Source organism: Faecalibacterium gallinarum (assembly GCF_022180365.1).
GTDB classification, from domain to species: Bacteria; Bacillota; Clostridia; order Oscillospirales; family Ruminococcaceae; genus Faecalibacterium; species Faecalibacterium gallinarum.
Genome location: NZ_BQKV01000058.1, coordinates 1 through 18,226, shown reverse-complemented (window position 1 = coordinate 18,226; position 18,226 = coordinate 1). Strand labels below are relative to the sequence as shown.

Here is an 18,226-nt window from a genome sequence, read left to right as displayed (position 1 = left end):
TGAGCCGGCAATAACGAAAGAATAACTAATCTATGAGTGCTGGGTTGTTGGCGCTCTTTTTTGTTTATTCTACTGGCTCTGGGGTTCGCCGACAAAAATTGGTTAAATGCTCCCGACAAAATATGGTTGCGATCTCCCGGCGCCAACAGGTGTTAATGCCACCGAATTCGTAGACGTTGGTATAGCCCAGTTCTGCCAGAGTAGAGGACGCGGTCTTGCTACGGTTTCCGCTGCGGCAGTAGACCAGCACCGTGGAGTCCTTCTCCGGAATCACCTCGGCGGCGGTTTCCTCATTGATTGTACCCACCGGCAGCAGGACAGCGCCGGGGATGTGGCCGCTGTCGTATTCGTCCTGTTCCCGCACATCCAGGATGATAACCTCCTGGGTATCCATCATCTCTTTGGCCTCTTCCTGGGTGATCTGCTGATAGGCGCCGTCAGCGGAATTCCCGCTGCATCCGGCCAGCAGCAGAAGTGCGAGCAACAGGGGGATCATTCGTTTCATCTGAGTTCCTCCAGAAGTCCGGCGGCAAAGGCCCTGTGGCCCTGCTCCGTGAAATGTACGCCGTCATAGGCAAGAGGGATGTCCCATTTCCCGGCGTCGGCAAAGCGGATACCCAGCTGCTCCGCCAGGGCCTGGCAGAGCCGGGCAAATGCGTGGGAGTCCTCAATGAGCTGCGGGCTGGGCACCCACTCACCCAAAGCCACCGGCGGCGGTGCGATCAGCAGGAGTTTGCTTCGATCCAGGGAGATGCCGGATAGGAACCTCTCCAGCCGCTCAGTCGCTTGCTTCGGGCTACGCCCCTGGAGCAGATCGTTGGTCCCCAGCATGACGATTAGCAGATCCGTGCTGGCGGGAAAGAAGGGGGCGGAGGAGGGGATTTCCCGGCCGTTCTGTCCCATGTTGGAGATTGTCCATCCGGTCTCCCCTGCCAGGATATCCACCCACCGGTTGCCCGCCTCATAGCGCCCGCCGAAATAACCCCGAGGATCGTAGCCGTAGGTGTTGGAGTCGCCGAAGCAGATGACGTTCATCTTATGTTTCCTCTTCTCTTGATAATGTCTCAGTTTTGTCAGCTGTTAGAAACTGCTGACCGAAGCGCCTGTTCTATGCGCTCCTCCTCACCGCTTCCATCTGTCCGAAGCCGAAGCAGCGGAATCCCACACTGTTCAAAAATCCGGTTTTTCTTTTCATCTCTGTTTGCCTGGACACTCCCCACGGCGTGGAAGGCGGCGCCATCTACCTCTACTGCCAGCAGAGGTGATTTGTCCATCCGGCGGAACAAGAGAAAGTCTACGTGGGTCAAAGGATTGCGGGCGTATGTGGTTTCCTCTTCCGTCAACATGGAATAGTCTTTCACCAGATTGACCAGGGCCACGTGGGCCACACAGTCCACAAAAGAAAACTCTGCCTTTTGGAGTATATTCCGGATCACAGCATAGGCAAGATTTTCTGAGTCATATTCTGAAACCCTCCCATGCTTTTTCAGGAGGGCCCGCCGTTGTTCAGCATACCCCTGATAGAGCAGATCAAAAACAGAATACACCGCACTCTCAATCACCGCACAGTTGTTGTACTCAATATAGCGGGCCAGATCACCGTAGTTGGTTCGGTCATTCTGAGGATCCTGCGAGGTAATGACGGTCAAGGACTTGATCGCCCTGGATACCGCCACATTCAGCATCCGGGGATCATCTACAAAGTCCGTAATGACATTATCCACGGAGGTCAGAACGATGGCGTCTTTTTCCCGACCCTGGAATTTATGGACGGTAGCCACTTCCAATTCCTTGCCAAGCTGTGTTTGGATTGCCGCCACCTGATCCCGGTACGGCGTGATGATGCCAATACTCCCATACCCCTGTCTCTCCAGGCTGGGGAGGACTTCTTGCCGAATCACATCAATTTGTCTCTGGTTCAGATGGCCACGGGCGTGGTTGCCGGGTGTTGTCCGGTACATGGTCAGGACATCCGGCTCTTCATGGTCCTCTGTCATAACGATGAGCTTTCCGCCATAGAATTTCTGGTTGCAGAAATTGATAATCTTGGGATGGCAGCGATAGTGTTCCCGCAAAAGAACGGTAGGCGCCTCCGGCCATGTGGCAATCGCAGAGGAGAGTAGACTGTGGGCGGTGAAATGATACGTCTCCGTGAGGGAATACCGTCCCCAGATTTCCTCACTTTTCTGAATGTTCTGGCTGTCCAGCACATTGGGAAGTTGCTGAAGATCTCCCACAATGACGATATTTTTGGCACTGGCGAAGGCAAGTGCGCCAGTGGCCAAATCCACTTGGGATGCCTCATCTACGATGAGGTAATCGTAGGTATACTCAAAGTTCAAGGTACCCTTAATGGAGTAGGTTGTGCTCAAAATTACCGGATATTCTTGATTGAACTCTTTGGACTTTCTGCGGAAGTCCCGCATCTCAAAGCACTGGCGAGGCTCTTTCCAGTGGAACTTTTCACTCAGCTCCGCTTGGAATAGCCGAAGAGACTTTTCCGTCAACTCCGCCATCTTTTCGTCAAAGGCATAATGCTCCAACTTTTTCTCCAGCTGAGCCCGCTCTTCTGTCAACTCTTGCCGTCGCACCACGTAGAATTGCCGCTGTAGATACGGGATTACCAGTTCCGGCGACTGGAGGAACACTTTCAGCGCACTGCGATTAAAGAGAAAGAGGATAGATATCTTCTGGAGCAGACCCAATTTGCTCTCCTGTTGGGCATGCTGCTCATATTCCAACCACAGGGACAGAATCTTTTGAGAGGAGAGCCCTTTCACCTCATCCCTTGGTGCCTGGGCGTAGGTGCTGTAGTACTCTCCGAAATAGTGCTGCTCTGGTATCAACTGGAGGAGTTCCTGCTCAATGGCGGCAATGCGGTTCTTTCCGTTGAGCATCTCGCTGAGTTCTTTGGAGAGACTCGTCATTTCCTGGTCCAGTTGTGACTTCTCCTCCGGCTCCAGAACCCAAGCCGACATATCGGGATATTGGCCGGTCTGCGCCTCCAGGAAATGCTCCTTATTGGCTCGGCTCCCCAGAAAAGCGGTCAGAAAAGAGAGATCCTTCTTTTCCAGTTTCTCCGCCACATTTAAAGTGGCGGAATTGTTATTGGAGACAACGGCCACGGTCTGGCCGTTTCGAACGGCATTGGCGATGATATTCAAAATGGTCTGTGTCTTTCCAGTACCGGGAGGCCCCTGGATGATGCTGATCTGGGAGGAAAGGGCGTTCTCCACCGCTGTTTTCTGACTCTGATTCAGGCCAAAGGGGTAGATGACAGCCTCAGGGAGCGCCCGCACCGCTGGCTTCTTGGAAGAGTCCAGGTAGCAGGACAGCACAGTTGCGTCGCTGACGCTCTGGATTCGCTCGTACTGGGCACTCAAGATATTGAGGCCGCCTTCGGCCACCAGACTGACCGCCGCTGCCGTTTCTTTGAAGTACTCAAAAATGCCCGCCTGTTTCTGGTTTGTCAGGCAGTTTTTCTGAAGTTCCACTTGGCTTTTGGGGTATGTAAGTGCTTTTTCCCCTGTTCTGAGGAAACGGTAAAAGGGGCCAAAATCCAGGATCTCATCGACCTGCGAAAGAGGATTTCCGTCCGCGGTAAGGATAAACTGCGAGGGGTCAATTCGGCTCTGTACTTTTAGAAGTTGCACCTTTTCGGCGTGGTAGCGATAAGGTTTAGGAGAAGTGGCATAGACCACCTCGCACATGCCGTCTTGAAAGCGGAAGCTGGCGACGGAGTCGGTCTTATCCTGTCCATCGATCAGAAGCATGTATTTTCGGCTGTCCATCGCAAACCTCCTTTCTGCGTTCTTGGCACTATAAGGATGTTTATTATTCCCAAGTTTTTTGAGAAAGGATCTGTGCCAGATGTTCTGTATCTGGTATTTCTGTTGACCCAAGTACCGTGGTTAAATCAAAAATGCGCGTCCCCATGGGCGCCCGAGGCGTACTTTTCCGAAAATCCGTTTCATAGAACTGTTTTACAAAGAAAAATCGGGTCGCCACCAACTCATATCCGTATTGTTTGCCATCCAGGATTGCTCGTTCAATGGCCTTCTTACGTTCTTCGGTCAGTTCCCCCTGCTCCACCTGATACGTTAATGCGCCATTTTGATCCTTTACTCCTGTGATGATGGCAATTACTTCCCCTACCGCTCGAACGCTTTTATTTTTATATAACCCGAGATATCGATGTGCGCGGAATCCACGTTCAATGTTATCGTAGTAGAGGTTTTCTCGGACATTGAAATCAAATGTAGTTCCTGCCAGCTGGACTCTCATGAATTTCCAGCCATCCGATACCGGGATTAAACCATCATGGTAGCAGTAATTCAAGTAGTCTTCCAGCACTTCCTGCATCTCATAATCCCGGTCATCAATAACCTCTTGAATCCGATTGACCAGTTCTTCAAATGTTGTGTTGACATGGCGAATCGGAGTATCCTGGGATGCATTATAAGTGGCCAGTCTGCTCTCGAACATCTTCCGCTTTTCTGTTTCCATGTACTCCGGAGCCAAAGTCAGTAGCACTTTTTGTTTCTCGTTCTTAAACGATGACAAGTGTCGCTCCAACTGATCCGTATAAAACCAATCGGACAGTTTGGTCTCTACTGCTATCTTGAAACTGTCCTGGGTGATAGTGGCATCCAAAACGCTTTTATCGTTCTTTTCCTGGAGTTGAAACACGATCTCCGATTCAAACCCCTCCGGGAAAGCCCAGCTGTTTAAAAAGCGGAAAAATTTATCTGTGGAATACTGGTACAACCGCGATAGTAGCAGCATGGTATTGGCTGTCGCCACATTTTCTTTTGCGTGATACCGCTGGAAATAATGAATTTTCATATAATCTCCCCCCCTGTTGCAGACTACCATAGAGCCTTATTTTTCTGTCAAGCGACTGTAGTACTGCTCCAGCTTCTCATCACAGATCCGCTCGATCTCCTGCTTCTCCTCCCGGGTCAGCTTTTTCCAGACGGACTCGTCCACCTGGATTACGCCTAAGGTTTTGGTGTGATGGAGCATCTGCATGTCCTCAAACCGCTTGAAGGGGTTGGACAGGATATTCCGCTGGGCCTGGGCGTCGATGTAGCCGCCCTTGGCGTAGATGCTGTTGGCCTTCTCCACCACCAACCCAGCCGTCCGGCGGGCCTCGTAGAACTCCCGGAAGTAGGTGACGATGTCGCTGAGCTTTACCCGGCCCTTGTCGTCGGAAAACAGCAGCACCGCCTTGAGGAGCACCGGTTTGTAGGAGTAACTCATGTCCATCTGCCGTACCATGTCCAGAAACAGGTCCTTGCGGTTGGAGTCGTCGATGAGGGTCCAGCCGTACTGCTGGGCATATTTCTGAAGCGTCTCTTCTTTGAAATACTTGAAGGTCCGGTGTTCGCTCATGGGTACCGCCAGATCGGGCACCAGCAGGCCGTCCCGGACATACCGCTCGATGGTCTCGGTCTGCACGTCCACCCGGCGGACGAACTCCATCTGGGAGATCATGCCGGCGGCTTCCTCCTGCCAGTTGAAGATGTCCACTAACTCGTAATCCAGAGCATCCACCGGCCAGTCGATGAGGGCATCCGGGCGCTCGCCCTTGTCATAAAGCCCCTGCTCGGCGGCTTTCTGCCCCTTGGTGCCCAGCACCAGGGCACCGGGCTTATATTCCTTTAGGCGGAACAGCCGGTGCATGGAGTAGGGCATGTTGTACTGGCTGGCGTTGTCCACGAAGTCAAACACCATCAGGCTCTCCTTGCCGGGGGCCAGCCGCATGCCCCGGCCCAGCTGCTGGGTATAGAGCACCTTGGACATGGTGGGCCGGGCCATGAACAGCACCTCGGTGGCCGGGCAGTCCCAGCCCTCGTTGAGTAGGTCGCAGGCGCACAGCACTTTGATTTCCCCCTTCTCAAATCGGGCCAGTACCTCCCGGCGGTCGCTGGCCTTGATCTCGCCGGACACCGCCTCGGCGGCCACACCGGCGTCGTGGAGCCGCCCGGCGATCTCCTGGGCGTGCTTGACGGAGGCACAGAAGATGACCGTCCGCTTGTCCTTCACATACTGGAGCCAGGTGTCCACGATGAGCTGATTCCGCTCCGGCACATAGATTTTGCTCTCCAGATCCCGGATGTTGTACTGGACGCTGTTGAACCGAACTTTGGTCAAATCGATGTTGGTGTGGATGCGGATGCACCGCACCGGCACCAGTTCGCCAATCTCCACAGCGGTCTGGATGTCCAGCTTGTGGGCGGTGTTCTTGAAGATGTCCAGGATGTTCTTGTCGTCGGCCCGCTCCGGCGTGGCGGTCAGGCCCAGAGTGAATTCCGGCGTGAAGTAGGACAGGACCTTCTGATATGTATCGGCGGAGGCGTGGTGGGCCTCGTCCACGACGATGTAGCCGAAATCATCCGGCTTGAACCGCTCCAGGTTCAGTGCCACGCTCTGAATACTGCCGCAGACCACGAAGGCGTTGCCCTGCTTCATACTCTCCACATAGCGGCCCACCGTGGCCCGGGGCCACAGTTCCCGGAAGGTCTTGGTGGCCTGATCCACCAGCTCTACCGTGTGGGCCAGAAACAGTGTCCGCTTGCCGAATCGCTTGGCATCCATGACGGCGGTCACCGTCTTGCCGGTGCCGGTGGCGTGGTAGAGAAGAGCGATGGTCTCGAAGTTGCAGCGCATCTCCTCCAGCGCCGCCAGGGCCTGCTTCTGGTGCTCTTTCAGCTCCAGCTTGGAGCCGTCCAGAGACTTGCCTCGCTGGGTGGGGAGGTAGTCCTCGATCTCCCTGAAACTGGGGTGCTGCCCCAGGAAGACCCGCAGCTCGTCCTTCACGGTCTCCGGCTGCTGCTGCATCTGCCGCACCGCCCAGCGGTACACATCCCAGCCCAGGTAGATCATGCTGTTCTGCTTGAGCAGGTCGTCATAGAACTTGTTCTGGGAGACCAGTTTAGGGTTGTGAGAGGCCTCGTCGTCGATCTCAATGGCCACCTTCCGTCCGCTGTTTTCGATCAGAAAGTCGGCAAACCGGCTGTTCTGGTAGATGTCGGAAAAGGGGTACTGGGAGTAGAGATAGCCGGCTTTCTCGGCACCGAAGGTGTCGGAGAACAGTTCGATGAACAGGTCCTCGGCACTGCTGCCAGAGGCGGAGCGGTAGGTAGACATAGAGTTCACCTCACATCATTCGCTTTAGTCGTTCGGCCTGCGGGACTGTTGCTTGGAGTTTTCGCAGTTTTGCCAGAGAGATGGACCGCTGACCATTTTTCTGCAGTTTCCCGCAATGCTCCCAGGCCAGTTTGCCGGGCCCATTATATTCCTCTGAAAAAGTGCCGTCTTTTTGTATCTTCAGCACAAGCAGCCACTTCGGCTCACTGGAAAGAGCGACGCGGTCGATTTGCGTTGCTTTGATCTGTACCAGACGGCCATCCGGCGCTTTAGCATCGTGCGTTTCTTCTGGGGCGGGGAAGAGTTCCAGGTTATAATAACTGGCCGCCAAGGCCTCCCCAATGCTCCCGATCATATGGCCATCCGGCGTATAGTGCCGTCCGGGAAATAGCGCCTCCAACTCCTGAGATATTTCGTAAAGTGCCTTGATTTTTGCTGCCACCGAGTCCTGGAGCGTTGCTTTGCTCATTCCCGCACTTCCTTCAGCAGGATCTTTTTCTCAAATCCACCCCGTTTGGCAGCCTTGTCCGCCCGCACCCGTTCCAGATCTTCCAGCGTCCAGCCCCGGGCTTTCACGGCAGCCTGCATGACTTCCAGAAGATCGGCCAGTTCTTCCAGGGATTTGCTCTCCTGGTATTCCGTCAGTTCCTCGTTCAGTTTCTGGTCCAGGAGAGTTAGGTAGTCCTCGTCAGAGAGCGTTTCACAGACACAGGTTTTCCCATCTGCTTCGATGATTTCAGGGATGCGGTCACGGACGAGTTTGTAATAGGTTTTAGTAGGCATCCTTTAGCCTCCTCAAAATCTCCTCATCCGCAGGGCAAAACGCATACTGATCAATCTCATTCACTGTGATCCAGCGGATGTCATTGTGCTCCAACTTCTGAGGGGTACCTTCCCGGATGATGGCATGGAACAGCGTCAAATGGACCGTCAGATCAGGATATTCGTGGACTACATCCACGAATATCTCACCGACACTCAGTGTGACGCCCAGTTCCTCCTGACACTCCCGAATGAGCGCCTGCTCTTTAGTTTCTCCGGGTTCTACCTTGCCCCCTACAAACTCCCACAGAAGCCCTCGGGCTTTATGGGCCGGGCGCTGGCAGATCATAAACTTGTCCTGATTCCAGATCAGGGCTGCTACCACTTCTGTCATTTGTCCTACCACCAATCTATTTAATCATCTCAAAGAAATTTGTCGGAGTCAGTCAAACCGACTTCTATGTGATACTACCACCGCTGCACTCCATGTATATTTGGTATACCCAGGGAGTGTGGTCATTGTTTTCTTCTGTAATTTGTTTACTTTAACTTTCTGAAACAGCAATACTTACTTTAATGAATGACCTCTACGCCGTCTACGGAGTCTACCTCAGTAAACCGGATTCCCATGTAGGAAAGGAAACTCTCACAGCAGTAAACAGATGTCACAAGGAACTGCCATAATGAAAGCGAGAACAAAACCTTGTTGTTGCAGAGGGATGGCGGACGTCTGTGTGCCGCCGGCAGGATCGATTCTTGTCTCATTCATTTGCTAATATGTATCCGACTGCTATCAGGTGGAGCAGCACTGTTTCATGAGAGAACAAATATTTGGATGTTCAGGACGATTTGATCGTTTACTCGTTTTTCTTTCCTATAAATACCGCCACCATTGTCTATGCTGAATTAGATCCGTCAGACCGATCTCACCTACGCTCTGGCAAAAAAACTCTCTCCAGGGCCGTTTGGAATTGACGCATCAAAAGATTCGACCGCTCAGTTCTGGGTGCTTTAGGTCAGAGCCATAGGCTCCATCGTCAATTGTAAAAGTGCAACTGTTAATGGTTAATTGCCGCTTTTCCGCAAATGGTAAGGGCAATAGACGATAGATTTATAGTCTTAGAAATAATTATTGTTTTATTTGTTTATTTTTTCTTTGGCAAATGATTTCAGTAGATCTGAGCTTGGATGGTCAGCAAGTGATACTAATTTGTTGGCAAGTACCACTGGAACAAGCGAGTTGTAATATAAGTCACATTTTAGAGCGGTAATATTATATAAAATTTCATTAATATTAATATAGTCGTCTATTTGTGGTTCAACTTTCGCTTGGGTATTCGGAATAGTTGCTACATATACATTGTTATGCTCAGACTTAAAGATAACCTTATGACCATAATATGATGAGCTGGCGTATGGTTCATTATCTCTTCCGTTTCCGGGAATTATATATTTATATATATAACTATTTCCAAGCAACAACATCTGTTTTGGCAACATTCTTTTAGATGCTTGTACCGCATGCTCAACAAAAGAGCCGCTTTTTTCAAGGCCGACTAAATAGATTGCATGGTGTTCATTCAAAAAAATCATTAGTTGACGCATAGGCTTGTGAAGATTAGCAGTTTGACCAAAAAAAGCAAGCGGTCCGTCTTTTACAAAAAGGGTCTGCTCTAATAAACTTGGCCTTATAGTGAGCATCTGTTTGATAAGATACACGATTATAATTTGCTCAACTGTAGTTGTCAAATAGCCAAGAATTCCACCAGCTCCAAGCTCATTATCAATGGCTTCGTGAAGTCTTAAAACATCTGTTAGATATATTTTTTCGCCGCAATGAGGACACTTTATAGTGTAGTCACTTTGAATTTTATGCCTCTGTATATCGACTCCCTCATTACAATTGGGACAAGTAGCTAAATGCCAAGTATCTTTGACATTGGGGGCATTATACTCTTCAAAAATAAGCCATTTTAATGCATCCATGAATCCATTTCTCTCTGGTTGGGACATGAAGAATTCATATATTGTCCTTCTAACTGACGATAAAAAGTCAACTTCACCATCAAGGGCAATGCCTTTTGTTGGAACAACAAGTTTTATCCTTTGTATATTTTGAAGTTTAGAAAAATCGTCTGGATCTATAAATGGCTTTTGTTTTAAATCTAACAAATCTTGATGTTTAAAAAATAATGCACCAAATTGAAAGAAACCGATGGTTGATGAAGGAAAATCTTCCTTTACAAAAATGTTTGTATAACCTCCATCAATAGTAACAATGTTTTTTATTGGATTATTAATAGACTCTTTGAGTGTGTAAAGCTTGATATCTTTGTCTTCTATTTCCTCATAGTAAGGAGGAATTTTACACTTTGATAAGAAAGATTGAACTGCAGCATCATTTATGATATTAGTATGTGATGTTTTACTTGCTCTCTCAAAAGGCTTATTTGAATAGTCATTACCATAGCTCATATTGTTAATCTCCCTGTGCCGTAAATCTATCAATTTGGACTGGCACAACAAAGGCATTAGAATAGGTTTTCATTCTAATAAAACCCTTATCACTTCCGGAACTATAGCGAATTAGGCTATCACAGAAATCGGAAAAATCGTAAAACTTCTTGATTTCTTTTAGCTCATCTTCGTTATTTAAGTGTGCAATAAACCAATTTTGAGTATTTTTTAATATGTTTGAGGAAATTGAACTGACTTCTTGTGTAGCATAGATCATTCCTATATTTAACTTTGCGCCTTCCTTAGCAATCCGATTATAAATGCCACTTAAGTCTTTATCTTCTTTTTTAGGAAATAGATTGTGTGCCTCTTCAAAATAAAATTGGATAAAATTATTTAGACTGTTGTTTACAAAGTTATTTATAGCATTTCGGAATACACTCAAGCAAATTTTTTCGGCAAAAGTTTGCTGAATAACAGGGTCACCTTGTGACAAGTCAATTATAACAATATTACCTTTTCTAAGCTGCTCAACTATGTCAACTTCAAAAGGCGAATCTGATTGAACAGTGTGATAATCCTTCAAGGGTACGAGCTTTCTGTATCCCGTCAAACTGGCTGAGCCATTCAAATTGCGTTTTCTCGTTAAAAATACGAGTAAGGCTTTTAAATCTTCATCCACCCAATCATGTCCATTTTTGCTGCGATAATCAGTGAAAAACTGGTCATCCTGATGATCGGCCACCCAATTCCAAAATGTAATAGCGTCATCTAAATTAATTCCAGTGGAAGGATCTATGGCCCGATCTTTAACAATACGGCTGTTTATTTCTTTGTTTCCTGTAAATTTTACTTTATGATTTTTTGGCACAGTAAAACCAGCCATTTTGAGACAGCACTGATATGCCGCAGATTTACGTGCCCATCTGATGTATGCAGAACCAGACTTTTCTACTGGCTCCTCTAAATCTATGGCGGTAAAACTCTTTATGTAATCTCCATTTTCGTCAGCAAGCAAATTGCAAATCAGTTCAAACCCTACCGATATTTCATTATAAAAATTTACTTTTAATACTTTAAAACCTGGTTTATCCAGAACACTATACCTGGTTGTTATCTGTTGATACTTTTCGAATATTGCAGTACCTTCGTCTTGGAGGTTCGCATTTGCGTATTCTCCATTCATATCAAATATTATCTGCCCAACTTTATACTTTGGTGTGCCATCATCTTTAAACTGTTTTACATTATCTATGGTAGAAGAAGTCGTAACATGTATACAAGTGTTGGCTGCTTTTTCACTTACCTCTGTTGTAGCCTCAATCACTTTTTTTACCGTATTAGACTTACCTGTTCTCGTCATACCGAACAAAGCGGTCCGTTTACCTAAAAAATCACTTGGACTGACATATACGGGAACGTCTGGATGCTTATCTTGAAAGCGCCGGCTGGAACTATATCGAATTTTTCCGATTCTGTAATCTGTATTGCAGCCAATAGAAGTGTTTCCGTCTCTAAAATTAACGATTTGTTCAAGAACCTCACCAACAGGCTTATATGCAACATAATTATGCGCACTATAATAATTTTCCACATCGGCGCCAAACTGAATTTTCCCACTTTCATCGCGGTAAAACGTGCCAAGGATTCTACATTCCAGGCCTGAAAAGCTAAACGTATATTTTGTGAAGTCATCAAGCTGATTTTTTTTGCCTGAAGTTTTGAGATTATCCTTATAGTATTCTACCATAGATGCAATTACATCATTATCCGTGGGAAGCTTTGCAGGCCTGAGTGCTCGTAACAACAAGCATTCATCTACATCGTCATTTTCGTTTTCGTAAAAAGCAAGTAAAAATGTTCCTTGAGGAATTCCACCCACCTTTTCTTTCCAAGCATCTGTTATCAGTAAATATGCTTTATCAAAATCAAGATAGTAAGGTCTCCCAATAAATAAATCAGCTTTTTTAGCTTCAGCAAAAATATCCACCATAGCTAAGTTTTTTATCTCTTGCGTCAAACTCATAACTCAAATGCCCCCATTTTAATACTTGAATTTAGTGATGGCTCTTTGAAACGAATGATAGATTGCTTCCCATAATCCATGTTGGCCTCTATGCTTATCCATTGGCGTTTTAGTTTTTCAGCACAGAATCCCGTAGTATTGCTACCTCCAAATGGGTCAAGCACCAAGTCTCCTTCATCTGTCAAAAATTCAATAAAGAAGCTTGCCAGCTCGAGCGGCATTCGCGCAGGATGAGGAACTATTCCTTTTTCTTTACAGGTCTTTGTAAAGAAATCGTTTGACTTCGTATTTGAAATACTAAACATAGAATAGGGTAACCGCAACTCCCTGTCTTCATCTATTTGTTCTAATTCCAAAACATTATGTGATATGCTCCCATGATTATCGGTCAAAAATCCTTTTTCGCTGATTACATGTTCTGATGGACGTTTACCTGAATTGAACTTGCCTGATTCAAGTAATTTTTTCATTTTTTTGCTATATGGCCGCAATACTCGACGATTATCTGCTTTGGGATAATCTGAGTTTGACATCCACCATATATGAGTAAAACTATCAATAGCTCTAATTCGATTAATTGTTACCCATTGAGCTGGAGATGGTAATCTTGCAGGATTATAACATATGAATTCTTGGCACAGTCTGAGTCCTGCTTTTTCGTTATTTACAAAGCTTAAAAGACTATTCAAATGCAATAATGATTGTACGGGACGATTTTTCTCCCAGGCATTACCCATTTCAATTACAATAGATCCATTTGGCGCCAATACACTTGAAAATAGTTCTGCTAACCCTGTAAACCACGTTAGATATTCCTCACCATTTAAATTTCCATATTGTTTTTTATTATTGAGAGGAAATGGTGGAGAAGTAAGTATTAACTGCACTTTTTCCTTTAGCTTTAGTTCTTGAATTGTTTCTTCACATTTTCCTAAATAATATTTTCCATAATCGGTGCTGTATAGTTTATTACTCATTTTTAGTCACTCTCCCGTTCTCCGGCTATTCTTTAAAGAACATCTTGTCTCTTCCCACTTAATTTAATTTCAAATATATCGAACGTAGTTTCAAAAAAAGCTTGTATTAATTTAAAACATCAAAAATTAGGTATATATCTTTAGAGGTCATCCTCTATTTTAAAACATGCTACTACTTGCTGAAGATTTCGATCACTTTTATTACTTCTTTAAAGGCCCCTATTAATTATTGTATTATTGTATTTTGTATAGACTTTCACACTATCCCACCACCAATTTATTTGTCTTCTTCAAAAACTTCGCCGGAATCGGTCGGTCCAGCTGCCAGGTGATATTCATGGGTCTGCTCCCATTGTGCTTCACATAATTCGCCGTGCCCAGGAAGGTATAGGCCTCGGCGCCTCCGGTGATCCGGTCCGCCTTGAACTCCCGGACAAACAGCAGCACCTTGCTCCCCCGCTCCCTGTGGTGAATGTACCGCTGTCCGGTGGGTGAGTCTGCCGCTGTGGTACTCTGGCTCTGCCAGTGGAACAGGGTCTCGCTCACGGAGTAATCGTGATACATGGTGGTGGGCGAGTAGTCCTTGTCCGCCTTATTCAGCGTCACAAAGAACACATCCAGTTGTTTCTCCGGCAGCCACTTGACACCCTCACGGACCGTGGCGGGTTTCAGAAAATCCAACGCCACCAGCAGCTGGTCCCGGGTATAGGTGCAGTGGAGATCCAGCGGGCAGTCAAAGCTCAGCTCCACCGGCTCGTCAATGAAGTCGATCTGCTCATATCGATAGCGGAGCAAATCCAAAAGCTCGCCCAGCAGCACGGGACTGTCCGAGAGGGCATACAGGTTGTCCAGCACCTCATCGGACGCCCAATTCTCTGCCGCCTTGCCCCAAACGGTCACATAGAACATCTGGAGCATCCGCTGCTCCAGCTCGCCCAGCGTCGGAAAGTCCACATCGTCCAGGCGGGGCAGCAGATCCAGCAAAAAGCGGATCCAGCGCCGGGAGTCCACAACGGCCAGCCGGCCCAGGGCTTTCGTCAGGACCTCCTCCAGCGGTTCGTTAAAATCCGCTATCACATCCGCCCTGGCACAGATGCGAGAGAAGGAGGAAAACTTGTAGATTGTCCTGGGGTCCAAATGATAATAGTCCAGAAAGTTTGCCAGGGTCAGATTCAAACCGCTATCCTCCGCAAAGCTGGCAACCCGAGACACCAGCCCGGCGGTATTGCCGTAGGAGGCACGGATGTTATCCAGGATGTACTTGGCAGCCTTCTTCTCCAGATGGATATAGCAGCCCTTGGGCGCGGAGATAAACCCGTCTTTAATCTCCCGGGTCACGCTGCGAGTGGTATTGGACAGCAGGGCGGCAAACTTGTCCTCAAAGTTATACCGCTTGTTGGCCTGGCCGATAAAATCCAGCACGGTCAGGCATTCCTTATCCTCCGCCAGCCGTAGGCCACGGCCCAGCTGCTGGAGGAAGATGGTCAAGGACTCGGTGGGCCGCAGGAACAGCACCGTATTGACCTCTGGGATGTCCACGCCCTCGTTGTAGATGTCCACCACGAAAATGAAGCGCACCTCGCCGCTCACCAGCCGCCCCTTGGCGGCTTTCCTCTCATCGTCAGAGGATTTCCCGGTCAGGAAAATGGAGGGGATGCCGTGGCTGTTGAAGTAGCGGCACATAAACTCCGCATGTTCAATGGACACGCAGAAGCCCAGGCCCTTCACCTCGTCGATGTCGGTCACATACTTGAGAAGGGAGGACACCACCAGATCGGCGCGACGGTTGGCCACGGCACCACTGAGGGTGTAGAGATTGGAAAGCTCATTTTTGTCGTAGCCGCCGGCGCTCCATTTCAAGGTATTCAGGTCCACCGTGTCGGTGACGCCGAAATACTGGAAGGGGCACAGCAGCTTGCGGTCAACGGCCTCCGGCAGACGGATTTCCACGGCGATCCGGTTGTTGAAGTAGGGCAGCACGCTCTTGCCGTCCATACGCTCCGGAGTGGCGGTCAGGCCCAGGAGGATCTGAGGCTGGTAGTAGGACAGCAACTTCTGATAGGTAGGCGCCGCCGCGTGGTGGAATTCGTCCACCACAATGTAGTCATAAAAATCCGGGGCGGTCTTGGCGGTGAAATCCTGGGAGTTGAAGGTCTGGATAGACAGAAACAGGTGGTCAATGCCCTCTGGACGGTAGTTGCCCACAAACAGCTCTCCGAAATTGGCGTCCTTCAAAACCGCCCGGAAGGTGTACAGGCTTTGCCGCAGGATCTCCTCCCGGTGGGCCACAAAGAGCAGTCGGCAGGGCTTTCCGGGATGTTGCCTGCAAAAACGCTTATAGTCCAGGGCGGAGATCACTGTTTTTCCGGTGCCGGTGGCGGCCACCACCAGATTGCGGGTGTAGCCCCGGACGGCGCGCTCCGCTTCCAGCTTGTCCAGGATCTCCTGCTGGTAAGAGTAGGGCGCAATATCCATGGTGTAGACTTCGGCATTGTTGGCGTTGAAGTATTTTTCCGCCTTCAGCGCCCGGGCCAGCCGCTCCTTCTGATCTTCGGAGTAGTACTCAAATTCACTGGAATTCCAGTAGCTCTCGAAGGTGGCGGCGATCTTTTCGATGGTCTCCGGCAAATCCCGGCGAGTCACCTTCACATTCCACTCCAGTCCGCTGGAGATGGCGGCGTTGGACAGGTTGGAGGAACCTACATAGGCGGTGGTAAAGCCGGTATCCCGGTAAAAGACATAGGTCTTAGCGTGGAGGCGGGTACGTTTGGTGTCGTAGCTGACCTTGATTTTTGTGTTGGGCAGTGCCCGCAGCTCCTCAATGGCCTTCACATCGGTGGCTCCCATGTAGGAGGTGGTGATGATCCGCAACTCGCCACCGTTTTGGGTAAACTCTCGCAGCTCGTCCATCAAGAGCCACAGACCGCTCCACTTGATAAAGGACACCAGCATATCGATGCGGTCTGCGGAGACAATTTCCTTTTTCAGTTCCGAGTACATCTGGGGCTCATGGATAGCCCCGGTAAACAGGCTGCTTTGGGCGATGGAGGTCTCCGGCCGACTCAGATCGGCAGCTGTTTTGCCCACCGCCAGCCGTGGGTCCTGCTCCCGTAAAAGCGCAAGAAGCTGCTCCGCCCGCTGGTCGATGCTCAGCGCGGCAAAGTCAGCTTCTTGGGTTATGTTCTGAATTAGGTCTACGATTTGGTTGGCAAGGCCGATCTGTGTGGAGAGGTCCCCGCCATTGTCCACTACATTCTCCAGAGCTTTTTGCACCACATCTGCCAAGTACTGTGCCAAAACCTTGGAGGCCTCCGCTTTGTCAATAGGCACAACTGATTTGCGGGCATCAGAAATCTCCGAAAGCTCGCGGTTCAAGGCAGTATTGATGACTTGCTCGTAAAGGCCGGGAGGCAGCATTATATTCCACTCTTCCTATCTTCTCTTTGTAGATGTATATTGTACTTAGTATAACTGAAATTCCAAAATCCGACAAGAACTTATTGGCAAATATAAACAAAGCTATCCGGCTTTGATATATCCTGTTTCTCTTCATTGGAAATCAGTTTAGCATTATATTTGTCCAATAAGCAGGATTATTCTGCAGGACACTATCTGTCAAAATAGAAAGCGGATGATTCAAGCTATGTACACTTTATCAACAAAGGGCAAAACGATATCCATTTTTCCAAGTTTTGAAGTAAACGTGCCTATTATCTATCTCAACACTTTCTCTGATGAAGGCCAGAAGGTATATGAGACCGCACAGGCCGCTGGCTGTCCGCCGTTCACGCTGGTGGCTATCAGTGATCTGGACTGGAATCACGACATGGTGCCCTGGGACAGTCCACCTGCCTTCAAAAATGCTGAGCCCTGCATCGGTGGTGCGGACGACTATCTACAGCTCCTGACCGAGGAAATCATCCCAACGGTAGAGAAGGGGATTAATGGTGTGCCGTCTTGGAGTGGGATCGCCGGGTACTCTCTGGCGGGGCTGTTTGCGCTGTATGCCATCTACCGGACGGATCTCTTTTCACGGGGTGGTAGCATATCCGGTTCTCTCTGGTTTCCCGGAATAAAGGAGTACATTTTCTCCCATGAGCCAAAGCGTTTGCCGGACTACATGTACTTTTCTCTGGGTGACAAGGAGAATAAAACTCGAAACCCACTTCTGAGAAATGTCAGGCAGAACACGGAAGAGATTCGGTCCTTCTATCAGGCCAAGGGAATTGACACAGTGTTCCAGCTGAATCCAGGTAATCACTACAATCATGCTGCGGAACGCACAGCTGCAGGCCTCTGTTGGCTCCTGAGCAGGTGAGGTAACTCCTCCTCTCTCCAGGCTATATTCTTTGTATAGGCGTGTTAAAAATTGATACGCCTGACTCGAAAAAATACCTTGCTTCTCGGTCCCGGCAGAGGTACAATACCCCAAACCTGAATATGAAAAGAGCCCTTCTGGACAGGCGGCAGTAGCGAATGCCTCGCCTGGTCAAGAAGGGCTCTTTGACCACATGTTTGACCACAGACAGCGTCGGAGCACTCGGAAACAGTGGAATTAAGAGCGGCAAAGAGTGAGCGAAATGTAGTGAAAATGGTTAAAAACTATTAGAAAACACCAGAAAAAAATTAGTTCAACCGTTTGGGAGCAGGAGGCCGCGAGTTCGAGTCTCGCCACTCCGATTAAGCATAAGCCCCCTGGAGCCTGAACTGAACCAGTAAAAACGGACAATAGACAAAACGCCCCCTGTGTAGGAAAATAAACCTATACAGGGGGTGTTCGTATGTCCAGACAAAAATACACACATATCCAAGTGAAAGAGGAAGAAATTCTAGCCTTGCGAGAGGCAGGAGC

Annotated in this window: 13 protein-coding genes; 1 reads left to right on the top strand and 12 read right to left on the bottom strand. The window is 48.7% G+C overall.

The annotated features are described in order from the left end of the window. Positions 1-64 precede the first annotated feature (64 nt). The 12 genes from JCM17207_RS08755 to JCM17207_RS08700 form a co-directional block, all read right to left on the bottom strand. Positions 65-505, bottom strand: a complete 441-nt coding sequence (locus JCM17207_RS08755) for a rhodanese-like domain-containing protein (protein WP_238317289.1) — start codon at positions 503-505, stop codon at positions 65-67. Further along, complete coding sequence (locus tag JCM17207_RS08750; RefSeq protein WP_238317288.1) at positions 502-1,035, bottom strand: GDSL-type esterase/lipase family protein; 534 nt, start codon at positions 1,033-1,035, stop codon at positions 502-504. Before JCM17207_RS08750 ends, JCM17207_RS08755 begins: the two co-directional genes overlap by 4 nt. Positions 1,036-1,073: 38 nt before the next feature. Further along, on the bottom strand, positions 1,074-3,773 hold the full coding sequence (locus JCM17207_RS08745) for a DEAD/DEAH box helicase (RefSeq protein WP_238317287.1): 2,700 nt from the start codon (positions 3,771-3,773) through the stop codon (positions 1,074-1,076). Between the two features lie 61 nt (positions 3,774-3,834). Continuing rightward, entirely contained in the window at positions 3,835-4,845 is a 1,011-nt protein-coding gene (locus JCM17207_RS08740) for a hypothetical protein (protein ID WP_238317286.1), read from the bottom strand. A gap of 36 nt (positions 4,846-4,881) precedes the next feature. Continuing rightward, on the bottom strand, positions 4,882-7,152 hold the full coding sequence (locus tag JCM17207_RS08735) for a DEAD/DEAH box helicase (protein WP_238317285.1): 2,271 nt from the start codon (positions 7,150-7,152) through the stop codon (positions 4,882-4,884). A gap of 10 nt (positions 7,153-7,162) precedes the next feature. After that, positions 7,163-7,621, bottom strand: coding sequence for a DUF6998 domain-containing protein (locus JCM17207_RS08730; RefSeq protein WP_238317284.1), 459 nt, complete (start codon positions 7,619-7,621; stop codon positions 7,163-7,165). Next, a complete protein-coding gene (locus JCM17207_RS08725; RefSeq protein WP_238317283.1) occupies positions 7,618-7,935 on the bottom strand; it encodes a nucleoside triphosphate pyrophosphohydrolase in 318 nt (105 codons plus the stop codon). Before JCM17207_RS08725 ends, JCM17207_RS08730 begins: the two co-directional genes overlap by 4 nt. Continuing rightward, a complete protein-coding gene (locus tag JCM17207_RS08720) occupies positions 7,925-8,308 on the bottom strand; it encodes a (deoxy)nucleoside triphosphate pyrophosphohydrolase (RefSeq protein WP_282449887.1) in 384 nt (127 codons plus the stop codon). The genes JCM17207_RS08725 and JCM17207_RS08720 overlap by 11 nt, the downstream gene beginning before the upstream one ends. A gap of 743 nt (positions 8,309-9,051) precedes the next feature. After that, a complete protein-coding gene (locus JCM17207_RS08715; RefSeq protein WP_238317282.1) occupies positions 9,052-10,389 on the bottom strand; it encodes a hypothetical protein in 1,338 nt (445 codons plus the stop codon). Between the two features lie 4 nt (positions 10,390-10,393). Then, positions 10,394-12,397: an ATP-binding protein gene (locus tag JCM17207_RS08710; RefSeq protein ID WP_238317281.1), complete on the bottom strand. Its 2,004-nt coding sequence runs from the start codon at positions 12,395-12,397 to the stop codon at positions 10,394-10,396. Next, positions 12,394-13,374: a DNA-methyltransferase gene (locus JCM17207_RS08705; protein ID WP_238317280.1), complete on the bottom strand. Its 981-nt coding sequence runs from the start codon at positions 13,372-13,374 to the stop codon at positions 12,394-12,396. The genes JCM17207_RS08710 and JCM17207_RS08705 overlap by 4 nt, the downstream gene beginning before the upstream one ends. A 261-nt stretch (positions 13,375-13,635) precedes the next feature. Further along, positions 13,636-16,791, bottom strand: a complete 3,156-nt coding sequence (locus JCM17207_RS08700; RefSeq protein WP_238317279.1) for a DEAD/DEAH box helicase — start codon at positions 16,789-16,791, stop codon at positions 13,636-13,638. Positions 16,792-17,005: 214 nt separating this feature from the next. Here JCM17207_RS08700 and JCM17207_RS08695 point away from each other — a divergent pair, with 214 nt between their 5' ends. Further along, entirely contained in the window at positions 17,006-17,692 is a 687-nt protein-coding gene (locus tag JCM17207_RS08695; RefSeq protein WP_238317278.1) for an alpha/beta hydrolase, read from the top strand. Positions 17,693-18,226 lie beyond the last annotated feature (534 nt).